The sequence below is a fragment of the Paenibacillus sp. B1-35 genome (assembly GCF_050474385.1).
Lineage (GTDB): Bacteria > Bacillota > Bacilli > Paenibacillales > Paenibacillaceae > Paenibacillus_B > Paenibacillus_B alvei.
Genome location: NZ_JBCHVJ010000006.1, coordinates 240,916 through 255,199, shown reverse-complemented (window position 1 = coordinate 255,199; position 14,284 = coordinate 240,916). Strand labels below are relative to the sequence as shown.

9 protein-coding genes and 1 other annotated feature are annotated in these 14,284 nt (G+C 49.4%); of the genes, 6 read left to right on the top strand and 3 right to left on the bottom strand.

Annotated features, from left to right (window positions below; translation table 11 throughout):
- Positions 1 to 71 precede the first annotated feature (71 nt).
- The gene (locus ACQ5BJ_RS20320; RefSeq protein WP_430112137.1) at positions 72 to 1,397 is read right to left on the bottom strand and encodes an NCS2 family permease; all 1,326 of its coding nucleotides are present in this window, start codon (positions 1,395 to 1,397) and stop codon (positions 72 to 74) included.
- 316 nt (positions 1,398 to 1,713) lie between these two features.
- Positions 1,714 to 1,995 (top strand) — a binding site (T-box leader).
- A 50-nt stretch (positions 1,996 to 2,045) separates the two neighbouring features.
- On the opposite strand from ACQ5BJ_RS20320, the gene pheS reads away from it, so the two are divergent.
- The 4 genes from pheS to ACQ5BJ_RS20300 all read left to right on the top strand — a co-directional run bounded on the left by pheS (position 2,046) and on the right by ACQ5BJ_RS20300 (position 10,304).
- The gene (pheS, locus tag ACQ5BJ_RS20315; protein ID WP_430112135.1) at positions 2,046 to 3,080 is read left to right on the top strand and encodes a phenylalanine--tRNA ligase subunit alpha; all 1,035 of its coding nucleotides are present in this window, start codon (positions 2,046 to 2,048) and stop codon (positions 3,078 to 3,080) included.
- A gap of 286 nt (positions 3,081 to 3,366) precedes the next feature.
- Positions 3,367 to 5,811 carry a phenylalanine--tRNA ligase subunit beta gene (gene pheT / locus ACQ5BJ_RS20310; protein WP_005548530.1) on the top strand — a complete coding sequence of 815 codons (2,445 nt, stop codon included), beginning with the start codon at positions 3,367 to 3,369 and terminating at the stop codon, positions 5,809 to 5,811.
- Between the two features lie 397 nt (positions 5,812 to 6,208).
- Positions 6,209 to 9,646 carry a cell division protein ZapA gene (gene zapA, locus ACQ5BJ_RS20305; protein WP_268599009.1) on the top strand — a complete coding sequence of 1,146 codons (3,438 nt, stop codon included), beginning with the start codon at positions 6,209 to 6,211 and terminating at the stop codon, positions 9,644 to 9,646.
- A 46-nt stretch (positions 9,647 to 9,692) separates the two neighbouring features.
- Positions 9,693 to 10,304: a CvpA family protein gene (locus tag ACQ5BJ_RS20300; protein WP_430112133.1), complete on the top strand. Its 612-nt coding sequence runs from the start codon at positions 9,693 to 9,695 to the stop codon at positions 10,302 to 10,304.
- 102 nt (positions 10,305 to 10,406) lie between these two features.
- Here the strand turns inward: ACQ5BJ_RS20300 and ACQ5BJ_RS20295 are convergent, their stop codons facing one another.
- Together ACQ5BJ_RS20295 and ACQ5BJ_RS20290 are read right to left on the bottom strand one after the other, a co-directional pair.
- Positions 10,407 to 10,784 carry a hypothetical protein gene (locus ACQ5BJ_RS20295; RefSeq protein ID WP_005548524.1) on the bottom strand — a complete coding sequence of 126 codons (378 nt, stop codon included), beginning with the start codon at positions 10,782 to 10,784 and terminating at the stop codon, positions 10,407 to 10,409.
- 144 nt (positions 10,785 to 10,928) lie between these two features.
- A complete protein-coding gene (locus tag ACQ5BJ_RS20290; RefSeq protein WP_005548522.1) occupies positions 10,929 to 11,285 on the bottom strand; it encodes a phage holin family protein in 357 nt (118 codons plus the stop codon).
- A 154-nt stretch (positions 11,286 to 11,439) separates the two neighbouring features.
- On the opposite strand from ACQ5BJ_RS20290, the gene ACQ5BJ_RS20285 reads away from it, so the two are divergent.
- Both ACQ5BJ_RS20285 and ACQ5BJ_RS20280 read left to right on the top strand, forming a co-directional pair.
- Positions 11,440 to 13,803 carry an endonuclease MutS2 gene (locus ACQ5BJ_RS20285; protein WP_430112131.1) on the top strand — a complete coding sequence of 788 codons (2,364 nt, stop codon included), beginning with the start codon at positions 11,440 to 11,442 and terminating at the stop codon, positions 13,801 to 13,803.
- A gap of 22 nt (positions 13,804 to 13,825) precedes the next feature.
- A complete protein-coding gene (locus ACQ5BJ_RS20280; protein WP_005548517.1) occupies positions 13,826 to 14,245 on the top strand; it encodes a DUF350 domain-containing protein in 420 nt (139 codons plus the stop codon).
- Positions 14,246 to 14,284 lie beyond the last annotated feature (39 nt).

Here is a 14,284-nt window from a genome sequence, read left to right as displayed (position 1 = left end):
ACCCTCTCGATTCCTTTCACAACGAAAAGGGCCGACATTCGCCGGCCCTCTCCCTCTTCTGATTGTTAATCCTATAGCGTTTGTAGCACAAAGTGCAGAACGAACAACAGTGAAATCCCATAGAACAGCGGCTTTACTTCGCGCCCCTTGCCAACGGCAAGATGGAACAGCGCGTAGCTGATAAATCCGACTGCAATCCCGTCAACGATGCTGTGCATGAGCGGGATAAATGCGATAATGAAGAACGCGGGAAGACCCTTGTGCATCGCATCGAATTCGATCTTTTTCACGCTTGGTATCATAAGGCCGCCGATAAAGATCAGTATCGGAGCTACGGCTTGATCAGGTACCAATGTCAGTACCGGTAATGCAACCAATGTACCTGCAAACAGGATCCCCGTAACGATAGACGTGAGCCCCGTCCGACCACCAGCAGAAATGCCAGCAGCAGTCTCAACCGTCGAGACATTCGGGCTTGTGCCGAACAATCCGCAAGTAATGACGGAAATCGCATTGGCCTGCAAGGATCGCTTAAATCGTTCCGGATTCCCGCTCATTTGCAGGTGCGCATTTACAAGCCCCACATTTTCGAACACAATGACGAGCGTCAGCGAGAAGGTTGCTACAGCAAGTGTAACAGCCGACATGCCTTGAAACGTGAACTGGCCGAATACATCCCCATATGCAGCCCACGAAAAAGACCCGCCTGTTGCTGCGCCAGCGTTAGGCACTGCACCAACTGCATAAGCGAGAGCTGTTCCTGCAATAATGGCGATGAGCAAGTTGCCCGGAACGTTGCGCATGAACAGAATGCATGTAAGAGCCAATGTCGCGAGGGTAACAAGCACTCCAGGATCAGCAAAGGACTGCAATGCAATCATCGTAGACTGATTGGGGACGATAACGCCGCCCTTTTGCAGACCGATTAAAACGAGCATAAGCCCGATCCCTACAGAAATAGCCTCCTGCAATGATTCTGGGATTGCTGCCCGCAGCTGCCCCGCAAGTGACGTGAAGCTAATTGCCGTAAAGCAAACACCGGATAATACCACGACCCCCAGCGCCTGCTGCCATGTCATGCCCATGCCATGCACGAGCGTGTAGGTGAACATCGCGTTAATGCCCATGCCGGGCACTAGAATAATGGGGGATTTGCCCCATATGCCCATTAACAAGCAGCCGACAGACGAAGCGAGCACGGTTGCGATAATTCCCGCTTCCTGCGGTATGCCTGCATCTGCCAATATTGATGAATTTACAATGACAATATAGACGATAGCGAAGAAGGACACGACACCGGCCAGCAGTTCCTGCCGCCAGTTGATTCGCGCAGCTTCAGAAGCGTCATTCAAGGATGCTTCTGTCTTCGATTGTATATGTTCCTTTTGGCGGACCAATCGTAAACCTGCTTTCCATCGTAGCCCCTCACCCAACCCTTAGCATGAAATAGAGGAAATTCAAAAAGTCTACTTGTGATCACGAAGAACGACAGAAAGTAGTTTGTGCTGAAAACCGGCCTTTTTGAATATGCACTCATAAAAAACTATGCCCGAATACAAATTCGCGCATAAGTTGCTCTTATTGTATCACATGACCACTTCAAATAATCAAGTGATGTTTGACTTTCCTGCAATTTGTACAATGATCCACCTTGCATCAACCCGTGAAATTACATATAATAAATAACTAATTGATTGTTCAAAACTATGGTCAACACATGCGAAGATGGAGATAAGTACACAGTACCGCTTGCCAGGGAGGCAGCGCCGCAGATTGAGAGCGCTGCTGAAGAATGGACTGTCGAAATTCACTCCGGAGCAGGCACCTTGAACTGGCACGTCACGTACGGTGAAGCTGCTGCAGTAGAGGTTCCCGGACTCGCGGCACGTTATTGCTGCTACAAGTGAGATTTTGGATTGGATCATAACCTCCGCATTCGGAGTGCATGCCAATCGGATCTAATTAGGGTGGTACCACGGTCTTCTCGTCCCTTGTGACGAGAAGGCCTTTTTTTAATTCGAGTGGAAATGAAGGGGGCTTACACAATGAAGGAGCGTTTACAGGCACTGCGCGCCGAAGCGCTGGAAAAGCTGCAGCAAGTAAAGGATGCAGGTCATTTAAATGATTTGCGTGTTAAATTCCTCGGTAAAAAAGGTGAGCTGACAGAAGTACTGCGCGGCATGGGCAGCTTGTCGGCAGAAGAGCGTCCGCTCATCGGTCAAGTGGCGAACGAAGTGCGCGGAGCCATTGAGACATTCATCGAGGAGAAGCAGGCGGCTTTTCTCCGTGAAGAGACGGAGCGTCGTCTTCAGGAAGAAACAATTGACGTGACACTGCCGGGCCGCCCAATGACGGTTGGTGCGGTTCACCCGCTGAACAAGGTTATTCAACAAATTGAAGACATTTTCATCGGTATGGGATACACGGTAGCAGAAGGTCCGGAAGTGGAGCAGGACTACTATAACTTTGAAGCGCTGAACCTGCCGAAGGATCACCCTGCACGCGATATGCAGGATTCGTTCTACATCACCGAAGACATCCTGATGCGTACGCAAACATCGCCGGTACAAGTGCGTACTATGGAAGCAATGAAGGGAAAAGGGCCCGTTAAAATTATCTGCCCAGGCCGCGTATATCGCCGCGATGACGATGACGCAACGCATTCCTTCATGTTCCATCAGATTGAAGGACTCGTGATCGATAAGCACATCCGCATGAGTGACTTGAAGGGAACGCTGCTTCAATTCGCGCAAGAAATGTTCGGTTCCAAAACACAAATTCGCTTGCGTCCAAGCTTCTTCCCGTTCACGGAGCCAAGCGTTGAGGTCGACTTGACTTGTATGAAATGCGGCGGCAGCGGCTGCCGAATCTGCAAACAAACAGGCTGGATCGAGATTCTGGGAGCAGGCATGGTTCATCCGCGCGTGCTTGAAATGGGCGGCTATGATCCGAAGGAGTATTCCGGCTTCGCATTCGGTATGGGTGTAGAGCGTATTGCCATGTTAAAATACGGCGTGGACGATATTCGCCATTTCTATACGAACGATATGAAATTCGTGCAGCAGTTCGCGCGGATGTAGTCAAAATAAAAGTTCAAAAAGTTCGGTTTTCAGCACCAAGAAGGTTGCGGGAACTTGAAGCGGATGCTTTCGTAGCGAGTTTGCTTTGCAAAACTTGTAAGGAAGCGCGGAGTGCAGGCAAACTACATGAGCACTTGAAATGTTTCCAAAGGAAACCTACATCGAAAGCATTCGCTCTTCGAGAGTGAGTGCGAGATTCGATGTCGAGTTACTTCCTGTGTTGCTTCGTGATCAAAAGCGGACTTTTTGAACCACCTCTTAACAGAAGAAAGGAAGAGAGTGAGAAATGAACGTATCCTACCAATGGCTATCGCAATATATCGACTTGACCGGCGTTTCTGCTGAAGAAATCGCGGAACGCATGACGCGTGCCGGTATCGAGATCGACTCGGTGGAGAACCGTAATCAAGGACTCGACCACATCGTCGTGGGCTATGTCGTATCCAAGGAGAAGCATCCAGATGCGGATAAGCTGAACGTGTGCCAAGTAGACGTAGGCGCAGAAGAAAAACTGCAAATCGTGTGCGGCGCGAAAAACGTAGATGCAGGACAAAAGGTTCCAGTTGCTACGATTGGCGCAGTTATGCCAGGCGGCATGAAAATCAAGCGCGCTAAGCTGCGCGGCGTTGAATCCCAAGGCATGATCTGCTCAGCGAAGGAGCTTGGCATGAATGACAAGCTGCTTCCGAAGGAAATGCAGGAAGGCATTCTCGTACTGCCAGCAGATACAGATCTCGGAACACCAATCGCTGACGTGCTCGGTTTGAACGATCATGTGCTGGAGCTTGACCTTACACCAAACCGCTCAGACTGCCTAAGCATGCTCGGTGTTGCACATGAAGTAAGCGCGTTGCTGGAGCGTCCTGCGCGTTTGCCAGAGCAGGATGTGAAGGAAAGCGCTGAAGCTGCCTCAAGCAAAGTGAAGATTAGTATTAGCGCTGCGGAAGGCTGCACGCACTACGCAGCACGCTATATTGCAGGCGTAACGATTAAGCCATCTCCATTGTGGCTGCAAAATCGCTTGCTTGCAGCAGGCGTTCGTCCAATCAACAATATCGTTGATGTAACGAACTTCGTCATGCTGGAATATGGACAGCCGCTGCATGCGTTTGACGCAGATAAGCTGAATGGTGGAGGAACGATCGACGTTCGCTTTGCGAATGAAGGTGAGGGACTGGTTACGCTTGACGGCCAAGAACGCAAGCTGGAACCGCATATGCTGCTCATTACAGACGGCGTGAAGCCAGTTGCGCTTGCAGGAGTTATGGGCGGTGAGAACTCCGAAGTATCTTCGGATACAGTGAACATTTTGCTTGAGTCCGCTCACTTCACGGGTAGCGTGGTACGCAAGACGTCCCGTCAATTGGGATTGCGCTCCGAAGCTTCTCTGCGCTTCGAGAAAGAAGTGAATCCAGAGGCGGTCATACCTGCATTGAACCGTGCGGCTGAACTGATTCGTACACTTGCTGACGGTGAAGTGTATGCGGGGATCGTAGAGCAGAAAACAGCATCTTTGGAACGCAAAGTAGTCGAGCTGACATTGGATAGAACAAACCGTTTGCTTGGTACATCGTTAACATCCGAAGAGGTTCGCAAAATTATGGAGCGTCTTGGCTTCGAATTTGTTGAAAAATCCGAAGGCAGCTTCGCCATCACAGTGCCAACTCGCCGTGGCGATATTACGCGCGATGTAGACTTGATCGAGGAAGTTGCGCGTATTTACGGCTATGACAATATTCCGGTAACGGCTATAGAAGGTTCGACAACGCCAGGCCATCTGACGAAGGGACAAAGCATCCGCCGTGCGATCCGCCGTGTGTTGACAGACAATGGCTTGAATGAGGTCGTGACGTATTCCTTTACAAACCCTGCGGATACAGCATTGTTCCCATCCTTCTTGGAAGATGCAGTGCCTGTTCGCTTGGCAATGCCGATGAGCGAAGAGCGCAGTGTGCTGCGCACGAACCTGACGCCAGGGCTTATTGATGTAGCGGTGTACAACCGCAACCGCAAGCACGAGGATATAAGCATCTTCGAACTGGGCACACTGCATCTGACGAAGGAAGAGCAGTTGACTGCTCAACCGAAGGAAGTGCTGGTTGCTTCTTTACTGATGACAGGCAAGCGCAATGCTGCACAGTGGAATGTGAAGGCAGAACCGGTTGATTTCTATGATATGAAAGGTGTGCTTGACAGCCTCGTATCGTACTTTGGTTTGGATGGACGTGTGCGTTATGCGGCAGATCGCCCGCAAGGTTTGCATCCAGGACGTTCCGCGTCGCTATATTTGACGGGAGAACACGGGGAACAGTATATCGGCTTCATTGGTCAATTGCACCCAGAGGTACAACATGCCAAGGATGTAGCAGACACGTATGTTGCCGAGATTTTGATGCAGCCGTTGATCGATGCGGCAGACTTCGATATTGAATACCGCAGCCTTCCGCGTTATCCGGCTGTAGATCGAGATATTGCGATCGTGTTGGATCGTGGCGCCGAGGTAGGGCAAGTCGTTGCGCTTGCTAAGGAGACTGCAGGCGAGCTGCTTGAATCTGTAAATGTGTTCGACGTCTACACAGGTGAGCATGTTGCGGAAGACAAGAAGAGCGTTGCGATTTCACTCGTGTATCGTCATCCAGAGCATACCTTCACAGACGAAGAGATTACAGAGCTTCACGGCAAGGTCGTGGCAGCAATCGAATCGAACTTCAAGGCAGAGTTGAGAAAGTAAGGCAGCATCTATAAATAGAAGATCAAGAAGTTGGGACGGATATTCCGCTCCCAACTTTTTTTATGGGCAAACAAAGAGTGATAATTCTATATCATTCCTAGAATAGAGAAATAAAGAAATATACATAGAGAGTTCCTAAAAGGCCTGTATTTGCAATTCCGCTACTGCTGCCCCTATAATAGGGAAACCCTTAAATAGCAGGGTATATGAGATGTTTTTTTGCTCTAAAAATCTATGAAATGAAACTTGACTTTCCTCTATACGTAGGAGGAAAAGAGCGGTGATATATCGAATTATCTAGTAGAGTTTGCATATGAGATGCAAACAGGGAATAAATTGTTGCTGCATGCGGGCTGCAAGCTCCAGCATGGCACGTGAAGGTAAGGAGGACCAATGAATGACTAGTCCGGATAATAAGCATCGAGTAGCGGTTGAAATATATGGAACACAATATAAATTGGTAGGCACAACTAGCAAGGATTACATGCGCAATGTAGCGGCGATGGTGGATGAGCATATGCGAAGCATCGCGAATGCCAACTCGCGTCTTGATACAACGCGCATTGCAGTATTGTCTGCGGTACATATTGCTGAGCAAGTACAGAAAGTGAAGGATGAGCAAGTACAGCTTAGCTCGTCTTTGAAGGAAGTTGAAGCAGCGAATCATAATTTGTCGAAGCAACTGACACAGGTTCAGACGGAATCGGAGCAAGCGCTGGAGAAGCTGCGTCAGGAGTCTGCACAGAAGCTGGAGAAGCTGCAAACCGAGCTGAACAATGAGAAAGCGAAGGCTGAAAAGCAGACGGCAGAGCTTCGTGCAGAAACGGCAAAGCTGAAGGAAACAAATCAGCAATTGGCCGAGAAGCATAAGGCTTCGGAAGAGCGTGTGCATAAGCTGACCGAGCAGGTGAAGGAGACGGAGCGTCGGATTCAATCGTTGACGGCGCGTGAAAATGAACAGAAGAAGAAGCTGCAGCAAGTTGAAGAACGGCTGAAGGCTGTTCTGGAAGAAAAGCAGAAGGCGGAGCAGCTCCATGCGCGTACACTCAAGGAAAAGCTGGAGGAGACAGAGCGTCTATGGAGTACGAAGCTGAATGAGCAAAATCAAACTTGGGAATCACAGCTTCAAGACTCGGAGCAGAGCTGGCAGCAGAGAATGACAGAGTCCGAGCAGAGCTGGCAGGAGAAGTTGTCACAAACTGAGCAAGATTGGCAAGCCAAGTATACGGAGACCGAGCAGCAATGGCAGAACAAGCTTACCGACACAGAGCAAGGATGGCAGAAGCAGTTCGATGAAGCCAAACAGAGCTGGAGTCGTAAGCTTTCGAATAAGGAACAAAGCTGGCAGGAAGAGCGAAATTTGCGGGAGCAGGAATGGACAGATAAGCTGAACGTCAAGGAACAGCAATGGCGCGAGCAGCTTGAATCTGAAAAGCGTAATGCCGAGCAGATCTCAGCAGATTGGGAAGAACAGCTTGCGGAGCAGACCGCCGCATGGGAAGGACAATTGGCAGCCCAGACAACAGATTGGGAGTCGCGCTTAGCGAAGAGAGAAGCGGAACTGGTTCAAGATCGAGATAAGCAGCTCACAATGCTTAAGCAGCAGCATGAAACGAATGTGAAGCAGTTGCAGCAAAAGCATGAACAGTACGCTCAGCAGTTGAAGTTTGCCCAAGATAACCAGCGCAAGCAAGCAGAAGAGCGCCATGCTGCCAAAGTAAAAGAATTGTCCGAGCAACATGCTAAAGAAATCGAGCAGGTGAAGGCTGAGCAGCGTTCCAATTTGGCGAAGGCGCAAGCGGAACAGAAGCAGGCCTTGGATGAGGCGCAGGCACTGCATCAGAAGGCGCTGAATGAAGTAAAGGCACAGTGCGAGAAGGATATTGCACAGCTGCTGGCTGATCAGAAGCAAGCAATGGACGAAATGCAGTCACTTCATCAAGAGGCTTTGAAGGAAGCGAAAGCAAAATACGAGGAAGAAATCATTCAACTGCTTGCTAATCAAGAGGAAGCGATGGGAGAAGCGCAGGCGCTGAATCAGCAGGCGTTGGACGAAGCTAAGGCAAAATACGAAAAGGAAACTGCTCAATTGCACGCCGAGTTGGCGGAAGCCAAGTCAAGGCATGAACTGGAGCTGGATCAATTGATCATTGAGCATCTGGAGCAGTTGGAACAAGCTGAAACGGATAAAAGAACGTCAATGATGGAGCTTGAGGATAAGTGGAAGCAAGAGCTTGCTCGGGCAGAATCTGAACGCAGCAAGGCTGTTCAGCAGGTTGAGGCTGTATATCAAGAGAAGCTGCAGCATTCTGAGCAAGAGCGTGTACGTGCATTGAAGGAAGCAACTGAACAACATGAAGAGCAGCAGCTTGATTTGCTTGCGCAGCTTGAGCAGCAGGAGCAAGAACTGATCGCTCGGTATGAGCGGCAGAATGAAGAACTGCGTACTCAATATGAACAGCAGAAGCAGGTGCAGTGGGCTCAACATGAGGAGAAGCTGCTAGAAGCGCGTGCTCAGCATGAGAAGCAACTGGCAGAAGAGCGTGCCCAGCATGAGAAGCAGCAGCAGGAAGAGCGTGCTCAATACGAGGATCAGTTGCAGGAGGAGCTTGCTCACTATGAGGAGCAGTTGGCAGAAGAGCGTGCGCAGCGTGAAAAGCAGTTGGCAGAAGAGCGTGCTCAACATGAAGAGCAACTGAAAGAAGTGCGCGTTCAATCGGAGAAGCGCCAGGAAGAACAGCAAGCTCAGTACGAGCAGAAAATCCAGGAACTGCGTGCTCAATATGAAGGCGATATAGATGCCTGGACTGTACTACAGGATGAAGCTTTAGCGGCACACGCCAAGGAGTTGGAGGAATTAGAGCAATCCTTGCGAGCGGAAGCTGAACTGGCGATGCAAAAGAAGGACGCCCGCATCCATCAGCTTGAAGGTCACTTAGGACGCGCGGAAGAGCTGGATCGTGCGCGTCAAGTGGAAATGGAACGCCTCATTCGCGTTAGAGATAATGTACAGGCTGAAGCGGCTGATTTGCAGCAACAGATTGACGCGATGAAGCAAAGTATGGAAGAAGAGCTTGAAGCACTTCGGAATCAGTATGACCGGCAGCTGAATGAACGTCTCGAACAAGAACGAGCAGCATGGATGCGTGAAGCGGATCAGGCGCGAGCTGCGTTGCAGGAGCAATTCGAAGCAGAACGGAGCGCATGGCAGGCGAACATTGAAAAAGAACAAGATGCTCTATACGATCAACTTGCCGAGTTCGAAGATAAGTGCCGCAAGATGGAATTGGAGAAGGAAGAACTGCAAGCTTCCTACGCAAGCATTCAGCAGGCGCAGCATGAAGCCGCTGCTTCCGTGGCAGAAGCGAAGCAGCAGGTGGAGGAAGTGCAATCCCGCTATGTGCAGTTAGAAGAAGAACAACAGCTCTATATTGCAGAGCTTGAACAATATGAAGAAGCTATGGCACGGGCGCAGCAGCGTGAACAGGAATGGGCACAGCAAGAGCAGCAATGGTCTGACACAACTGCAGCATGGAGTGAAGACCGTGAGCATCTGCAACGGCTGGTCGAACAGTTGCGATCTGAGGTCGAGGAAGCGAAGAAGCATGCTGAAGAGCAGGCTCGTTCTCATTCTGAGATGGAAGTTATTCAGGAGCAATTCGAGATTCTCTCCCATCAATTCCGATTATCGCAGCTGGAGCGGGAAAAAGAGCGCAGACAAGTGGATGAGACACAGGAAGCTTACACGAAGCTTAGCGATGAATACACGAAGCTCAAGGATGAATATGCCAAGCTTCAGAGTGAATTTAATGAGTGGCTGGAAATGATTGAGTAGCATCAATGAGGGACAAACGAATCAAACATAAGGAACTGCCAAATAAATGATGCATGAAATAGGATTGTTTTTTGACAAGGTATGGAGGGAAGTTGCAGCGGTATTTGCTTCATGGAACGTCCTGGATTACATCATAGTGGGAGCGGCTGTTGCATGTATGGTATTGGGAGCTGTGCGAGGATTCAAATCTATCGCGCTCTCCCTATTCGGCTATATTGCAGCATTTATCGTTGCAGCCCGATTTTATGTGGATTTTGTACCATGGGTGAGGAAGAGAGTGTTCACCACAACTAGCAGCGGGACAGGAGCGAATACAGGCGGGGACGCGTCTTTGACGGCTTCATTGATGGATACTGTACACGCTGTCGTCGCCTTTTTGCTGTTGTTTACGTTTGTATTGGTCGGTCTATGGCTTATTCGTTTTGCTCTGAAGAAGTTCACAGATGTAAAACCGGTACGAACCGTGGATCGGGTAACAGGAGCTGTGCTCGGCTTGGTGCAGTTTATCTTTTTGTGGTGTATGATATATATTCTGCTGCGAGCTTGGCCTGCTGGAGCATTCCGTAGCTGGGTTGATTCTTCATTATGGGTTGACAGAACCGGAAAGTGGATGCCAGATGTTATGGTTGAGGCTGTAAAGTGGGCTCAGTGGCTATAGTATCTCTTGCTGAATCGTGCGTGTACGTAACTTCAATCACATACATGAACGAATGAACAGACCGCCGTCCCCCAGGTACTAGACAGGGATCACGGCGGCCGCTCATTTTTCGACAATAAATTTAGCTGTCATCTCATTGTGTCCCGGGCCGCACAAAATCGTGCATGACAAGTCGTATGTACCGGGTTGTTCCGGAGTTATGACTTGCTGGGGATGAGTTGGATCAAGGGACAAATGTAACTCCTTGATGGCAACCCCGTGATTGCCAACAGCATCTAATACGATACGGATTGGTTCACCTGACTTAACGCGATATTCAGACTTATCGAACTTGAAATTAGTTGCTTTAATCACGAGCTCTTTGTCTGTTTTTACGTTGTCTTCTTGAGCCTGATTGGATTGTCCGCCGCATCCAGAGACCATAAACGCTGTGAGCGATAGGCATGTGATGAGCGACCTTAGGCTGCTTCTTGCCAGCATTTGTATAATTCCTCCTCTCCTCGTCCATATAGTGTAACGGAAAGTATCAACTTTTTCCATTGCATGTATGGAGCGAAGAGAAGGGGGTTATACATGGACTCGCTCATTCAGAACGAAGGAAGCAGCCCTCGAGACATTAGGCCGTTATTTGGACTCGCGGCCAGCTTCGAATGGTGTCGCAACTGGAATGAACAGGTCGATCAATCCAATGACAAGCGCTGCAATAATAGCGCCAAGTACCGAGACGGATACACCGCCAACAAAGAATTGAGCGATGTAAATGACGACGGCGCTGGCGATGAAGCCAACGATCCCGCGTCCGAACGGCGTGACTCTTTTTCCAAAAATGCCTTCGACAATCCAGCCGAATAAGGCTATGACTAAGGCAAGGATTAAGGCACTCCAGAAACCGCCTACGGTAAACATCGGCACAATCCAGCCCGTAACCATCAATACGATGGCTGCCACAATGAATCGAACGACATGACCGAGAAAACTCATGGACTTTTCCTCCTTACTCGTTTGAAGGGTATAGGTTTGTGCAACAATTATTGTAACCTTATCCGCGATATTCATGAGTGGCATGTTCAGACATTGGATAGCCATTATTTCGGTATACCGCTATAATGAACAGCGAGAGGAGCCGTGACTTGTTTTGGACTCGAAAATTTTAAAAACAATGGATTACCATAAAATACTGCAATCGCTTGCCCGACATGCGGCTACCCCGTTAGGGGAACATGCTTCCTTGTCCCTGCTGCCGAGCACGGATTTGGAGGAAGTGAAGCGTCGCCTGCAGGCGACAGATGAGGCGATGACGATAGATCGGTTGAAGGGCGGAGCTCCCTTCTCTGGTGTTGCCGATATACGCCCTGCCGTAAAGCGTGCACGCATTAATGCAATGCTAAGCGCAAATGAATTGTGGGAGATTTCCGTGCTGATCTTCGCAGGTCGTCGCGTGAGACGCCATATTGAGAGTGTGCATGAGGACAACCCGGTGCCGCTGATGATGGAGCTGGCGGATTCTTTAAGCTGGCAAAAAGAATTGGAAGATGAGATTAGACGCTGTATCGACGAGCAGGGTGAAGTGCTGGATCAAGCCAGTTCGGAGCTGGCAGCTGCACGTCGCGAGCTGCGCATCGGAGAAGCCCGTATTCGGGAAAAACTGGAATCGATGATTCGATCATCCAATGCATCCAAGATGCTGCAGGAGCAACTCATCACTATCCGAAATGATCGGTATGTAATCCCGGTTAAGTCAGAATACCGCGGTCATTATGGCGGAATTGTACATGACCAATCAAGCTCTGGTGCTACGCTCTTCATCGAGCCGGAAGCGATTGTTACGCTGAATAACAAGCTGCGGGAAACGAAGCTCAGAGAAGAGCGTGAAATTGAACGGATTCTGTCTCAATTGACCGAACATGTAGGTTTGCAGGTGGATCTATTATTGAATGATACAGATATCATGGAGCAGTTGGATTTTATCTTTGCCAAGGCTCGCTTAGCGCATGAGATGAAAGCTACGCTGCCACGCATGAATGACCGCGGTTATATGAAGCTGATTAAAGGCCGCCACCCGCTTATCGATAGGGAAAAAGTTGTGCCAATTGACGTGGAGCTTGGCAATGACTATACCTCAATCATTGTTACTGGACCGAACACAGGTGGTAAGACAGTATCGTTGAAAACGATGGGGCTGCTGAGCCTTATGTCCATGTCTGGTTTATTTATACCGGCGCAGGACGGCAGCCAAATGTGTGTATTTGATGCCATTTACGCCGACATCGGTGATGAGCAAAGTATTGAGCAAAGCTTGAGTACGTTCTCCAGTCATTTGACGAACATTATTCGCATTTTAGGTGAAATGACACCGAAAAGTCTTGTGCTGCTAGACGAGCTTGGAGCGGGAACAGATCCTGCGGAAGGTTCTGCTTTGGCGATTGCGATTCTCGAACATATTCATCGCCTGGGCTGCAGAATCGTTGCAACCACTCACTATAGTGAGCTGAAGGCATATGCATATGAGCGCAAGGGCGTTATTAATGCCAGCATGGAATTTGATGTGCAAACACTGCGTCCAACGTATAGACTTCTTGTTGGTGTTCCAGGCCGAAGCAATGCATTTGCAATTGCAGAACGCCTTGGCCTGCCATCCTCCATTATTGAACATGCTCGTGGAGAAGTGACAGAAGAGGATATGCGTATCGAGACGATGATCGCTTCACTAGAGGAGAACCGTCTTCGTGCAGAAGCGGAACGCGAGGAAGCGGAGAGGATACGGAAGGAAACAGAGCATCTTCGAGCAGTGCTTGCCTCTGAGGAAGCGAAGCTTCACGCAGAGCGCGACAAGCGAATCGAGCGTGCTTCCGAGGAAGCGCGCGAAATCGTTCGTAAAGCGCGTCATGAAGCGGATGACATCATTACTGAACTGAAGCTGCTCGCTCAGGAAGGCGTAAATGTGAAGGAGCATCTGCTAACCGAGGCGCGCAAGCGGCTGGATGAAGCTGCTCCAGCAAGCAAGCTTGCCTCCAAGGCGAAGCCAGCGAAGAAGCAGGCTCGCAAGATTGAAGCTGGGGATGACGTTATGGTGTACAGCTTGAATCAGAAGGGCAGCGTAGTCGAACTGGCGGGCAACGAAGCAGTCGTGCAGCTTGGCATTATGAAAATGAAGGTTCCAATGGACGATCTGGAACTTGTCACTTCCTCGGCTTCGAAGCAGAGCAGCAAGTCTGTCAAAACAGGCACAAATGTGAAGCGTACACGAGCAGATAATGTACGTTCTGAGCTTGACTTGCGCGGAGCCAACTTGGAAGAGGCCATCATTGAGGTGGATCGGTTCCTGGATGAGGCGCTGCTCGCTAATTTGGGACAAGTGTACATCATTCATGGCAAGGGGACGGGAATTCTGAGAACGGGAATCCAGGAGTTCCTGCGCAAGCATAAACATGTGAAGACGTTCCGTCTCGGCAACTATGGTGAGGGTGGTACAGGAATTACAGTTGCAGAACTGAAGTAACAGTGAACCGGGGAGGATGAATGTGGAACGATTTATTGAGCAATGGCTTAGTAACCCATACGTATCCATGTGTGCCTATTTTTCTGTAACCGTGCTGGCGCTTGTGTTGTTTTTGTCCATATTTGAATTAGTGACGCGATACAGATGCTGGGAAGAAATTCGCAAAGGAAATATTAGTGTTGCGATGGCCACATCCGGTAAAATCTTCGGGATTTGCAATATCTTTCGCTTCGGAATGGTAGCGCGGGATACACTGTATGCATCATTGACATGGGCGGCCCTTGGGTATGTACTGCTGTTATTGGCTTACTTTTTGTTTGGATTTTTGATGCCGTACTTCAAGTTGGACGATGAGATTCAAAAGGATAATCGTGCAGTAGGCTTATTGTCTATGGTGATCTCGGTATCCATGTCCTACATTATTGGAGCTAGCATTAAATAGATCAGTAGGTTTGAGGTTCGTTACTATCGCAGCGGAGGT

Coding starts and splice junctions, on each gene's coding strand:
- pheS (WP_430112135.1), top strand. CDS start 2,046: ATGAAGGAGCGTTTACAGGCACTGCGCGCCGAAGCGCTGGAAAAGCTG.
- pheT (WP_005548530.1), top strand. CDS start 3,367: ATGAACGTATCCTACCAATGGCTATCGCAATATATCGACTTGACCGGC.
- zapA (WP_268599009.1), top strand. CDS start 6,209: ATGACTAGTCCGGATAATAAGCATCGAGTAGCGGTTGAAATATATGGA.
- ACQ5BJ_RS20300 (WP_430112133.1), top strand. CDS start 9,693: ATGATGCATGAAATAGGATTGTTTTTTGACAAGGTATGGAGGGAAGTT.
- ACQ5BJ_RS20295 (WP_005548524.1), bottom strand. CDS start 10,784: ATGCTGGCAAGAAGCAGCCTAAGGTCGCTCATCACATGCCTATCGCTC.
- ACQ5BJ_RS20290 (WP_005548522.1), bottom strand. CDS start 11,285: ATGAGTTTTCTCGGTCATGTCGTTCGATTCATTGTGGCAGCCATCGTA.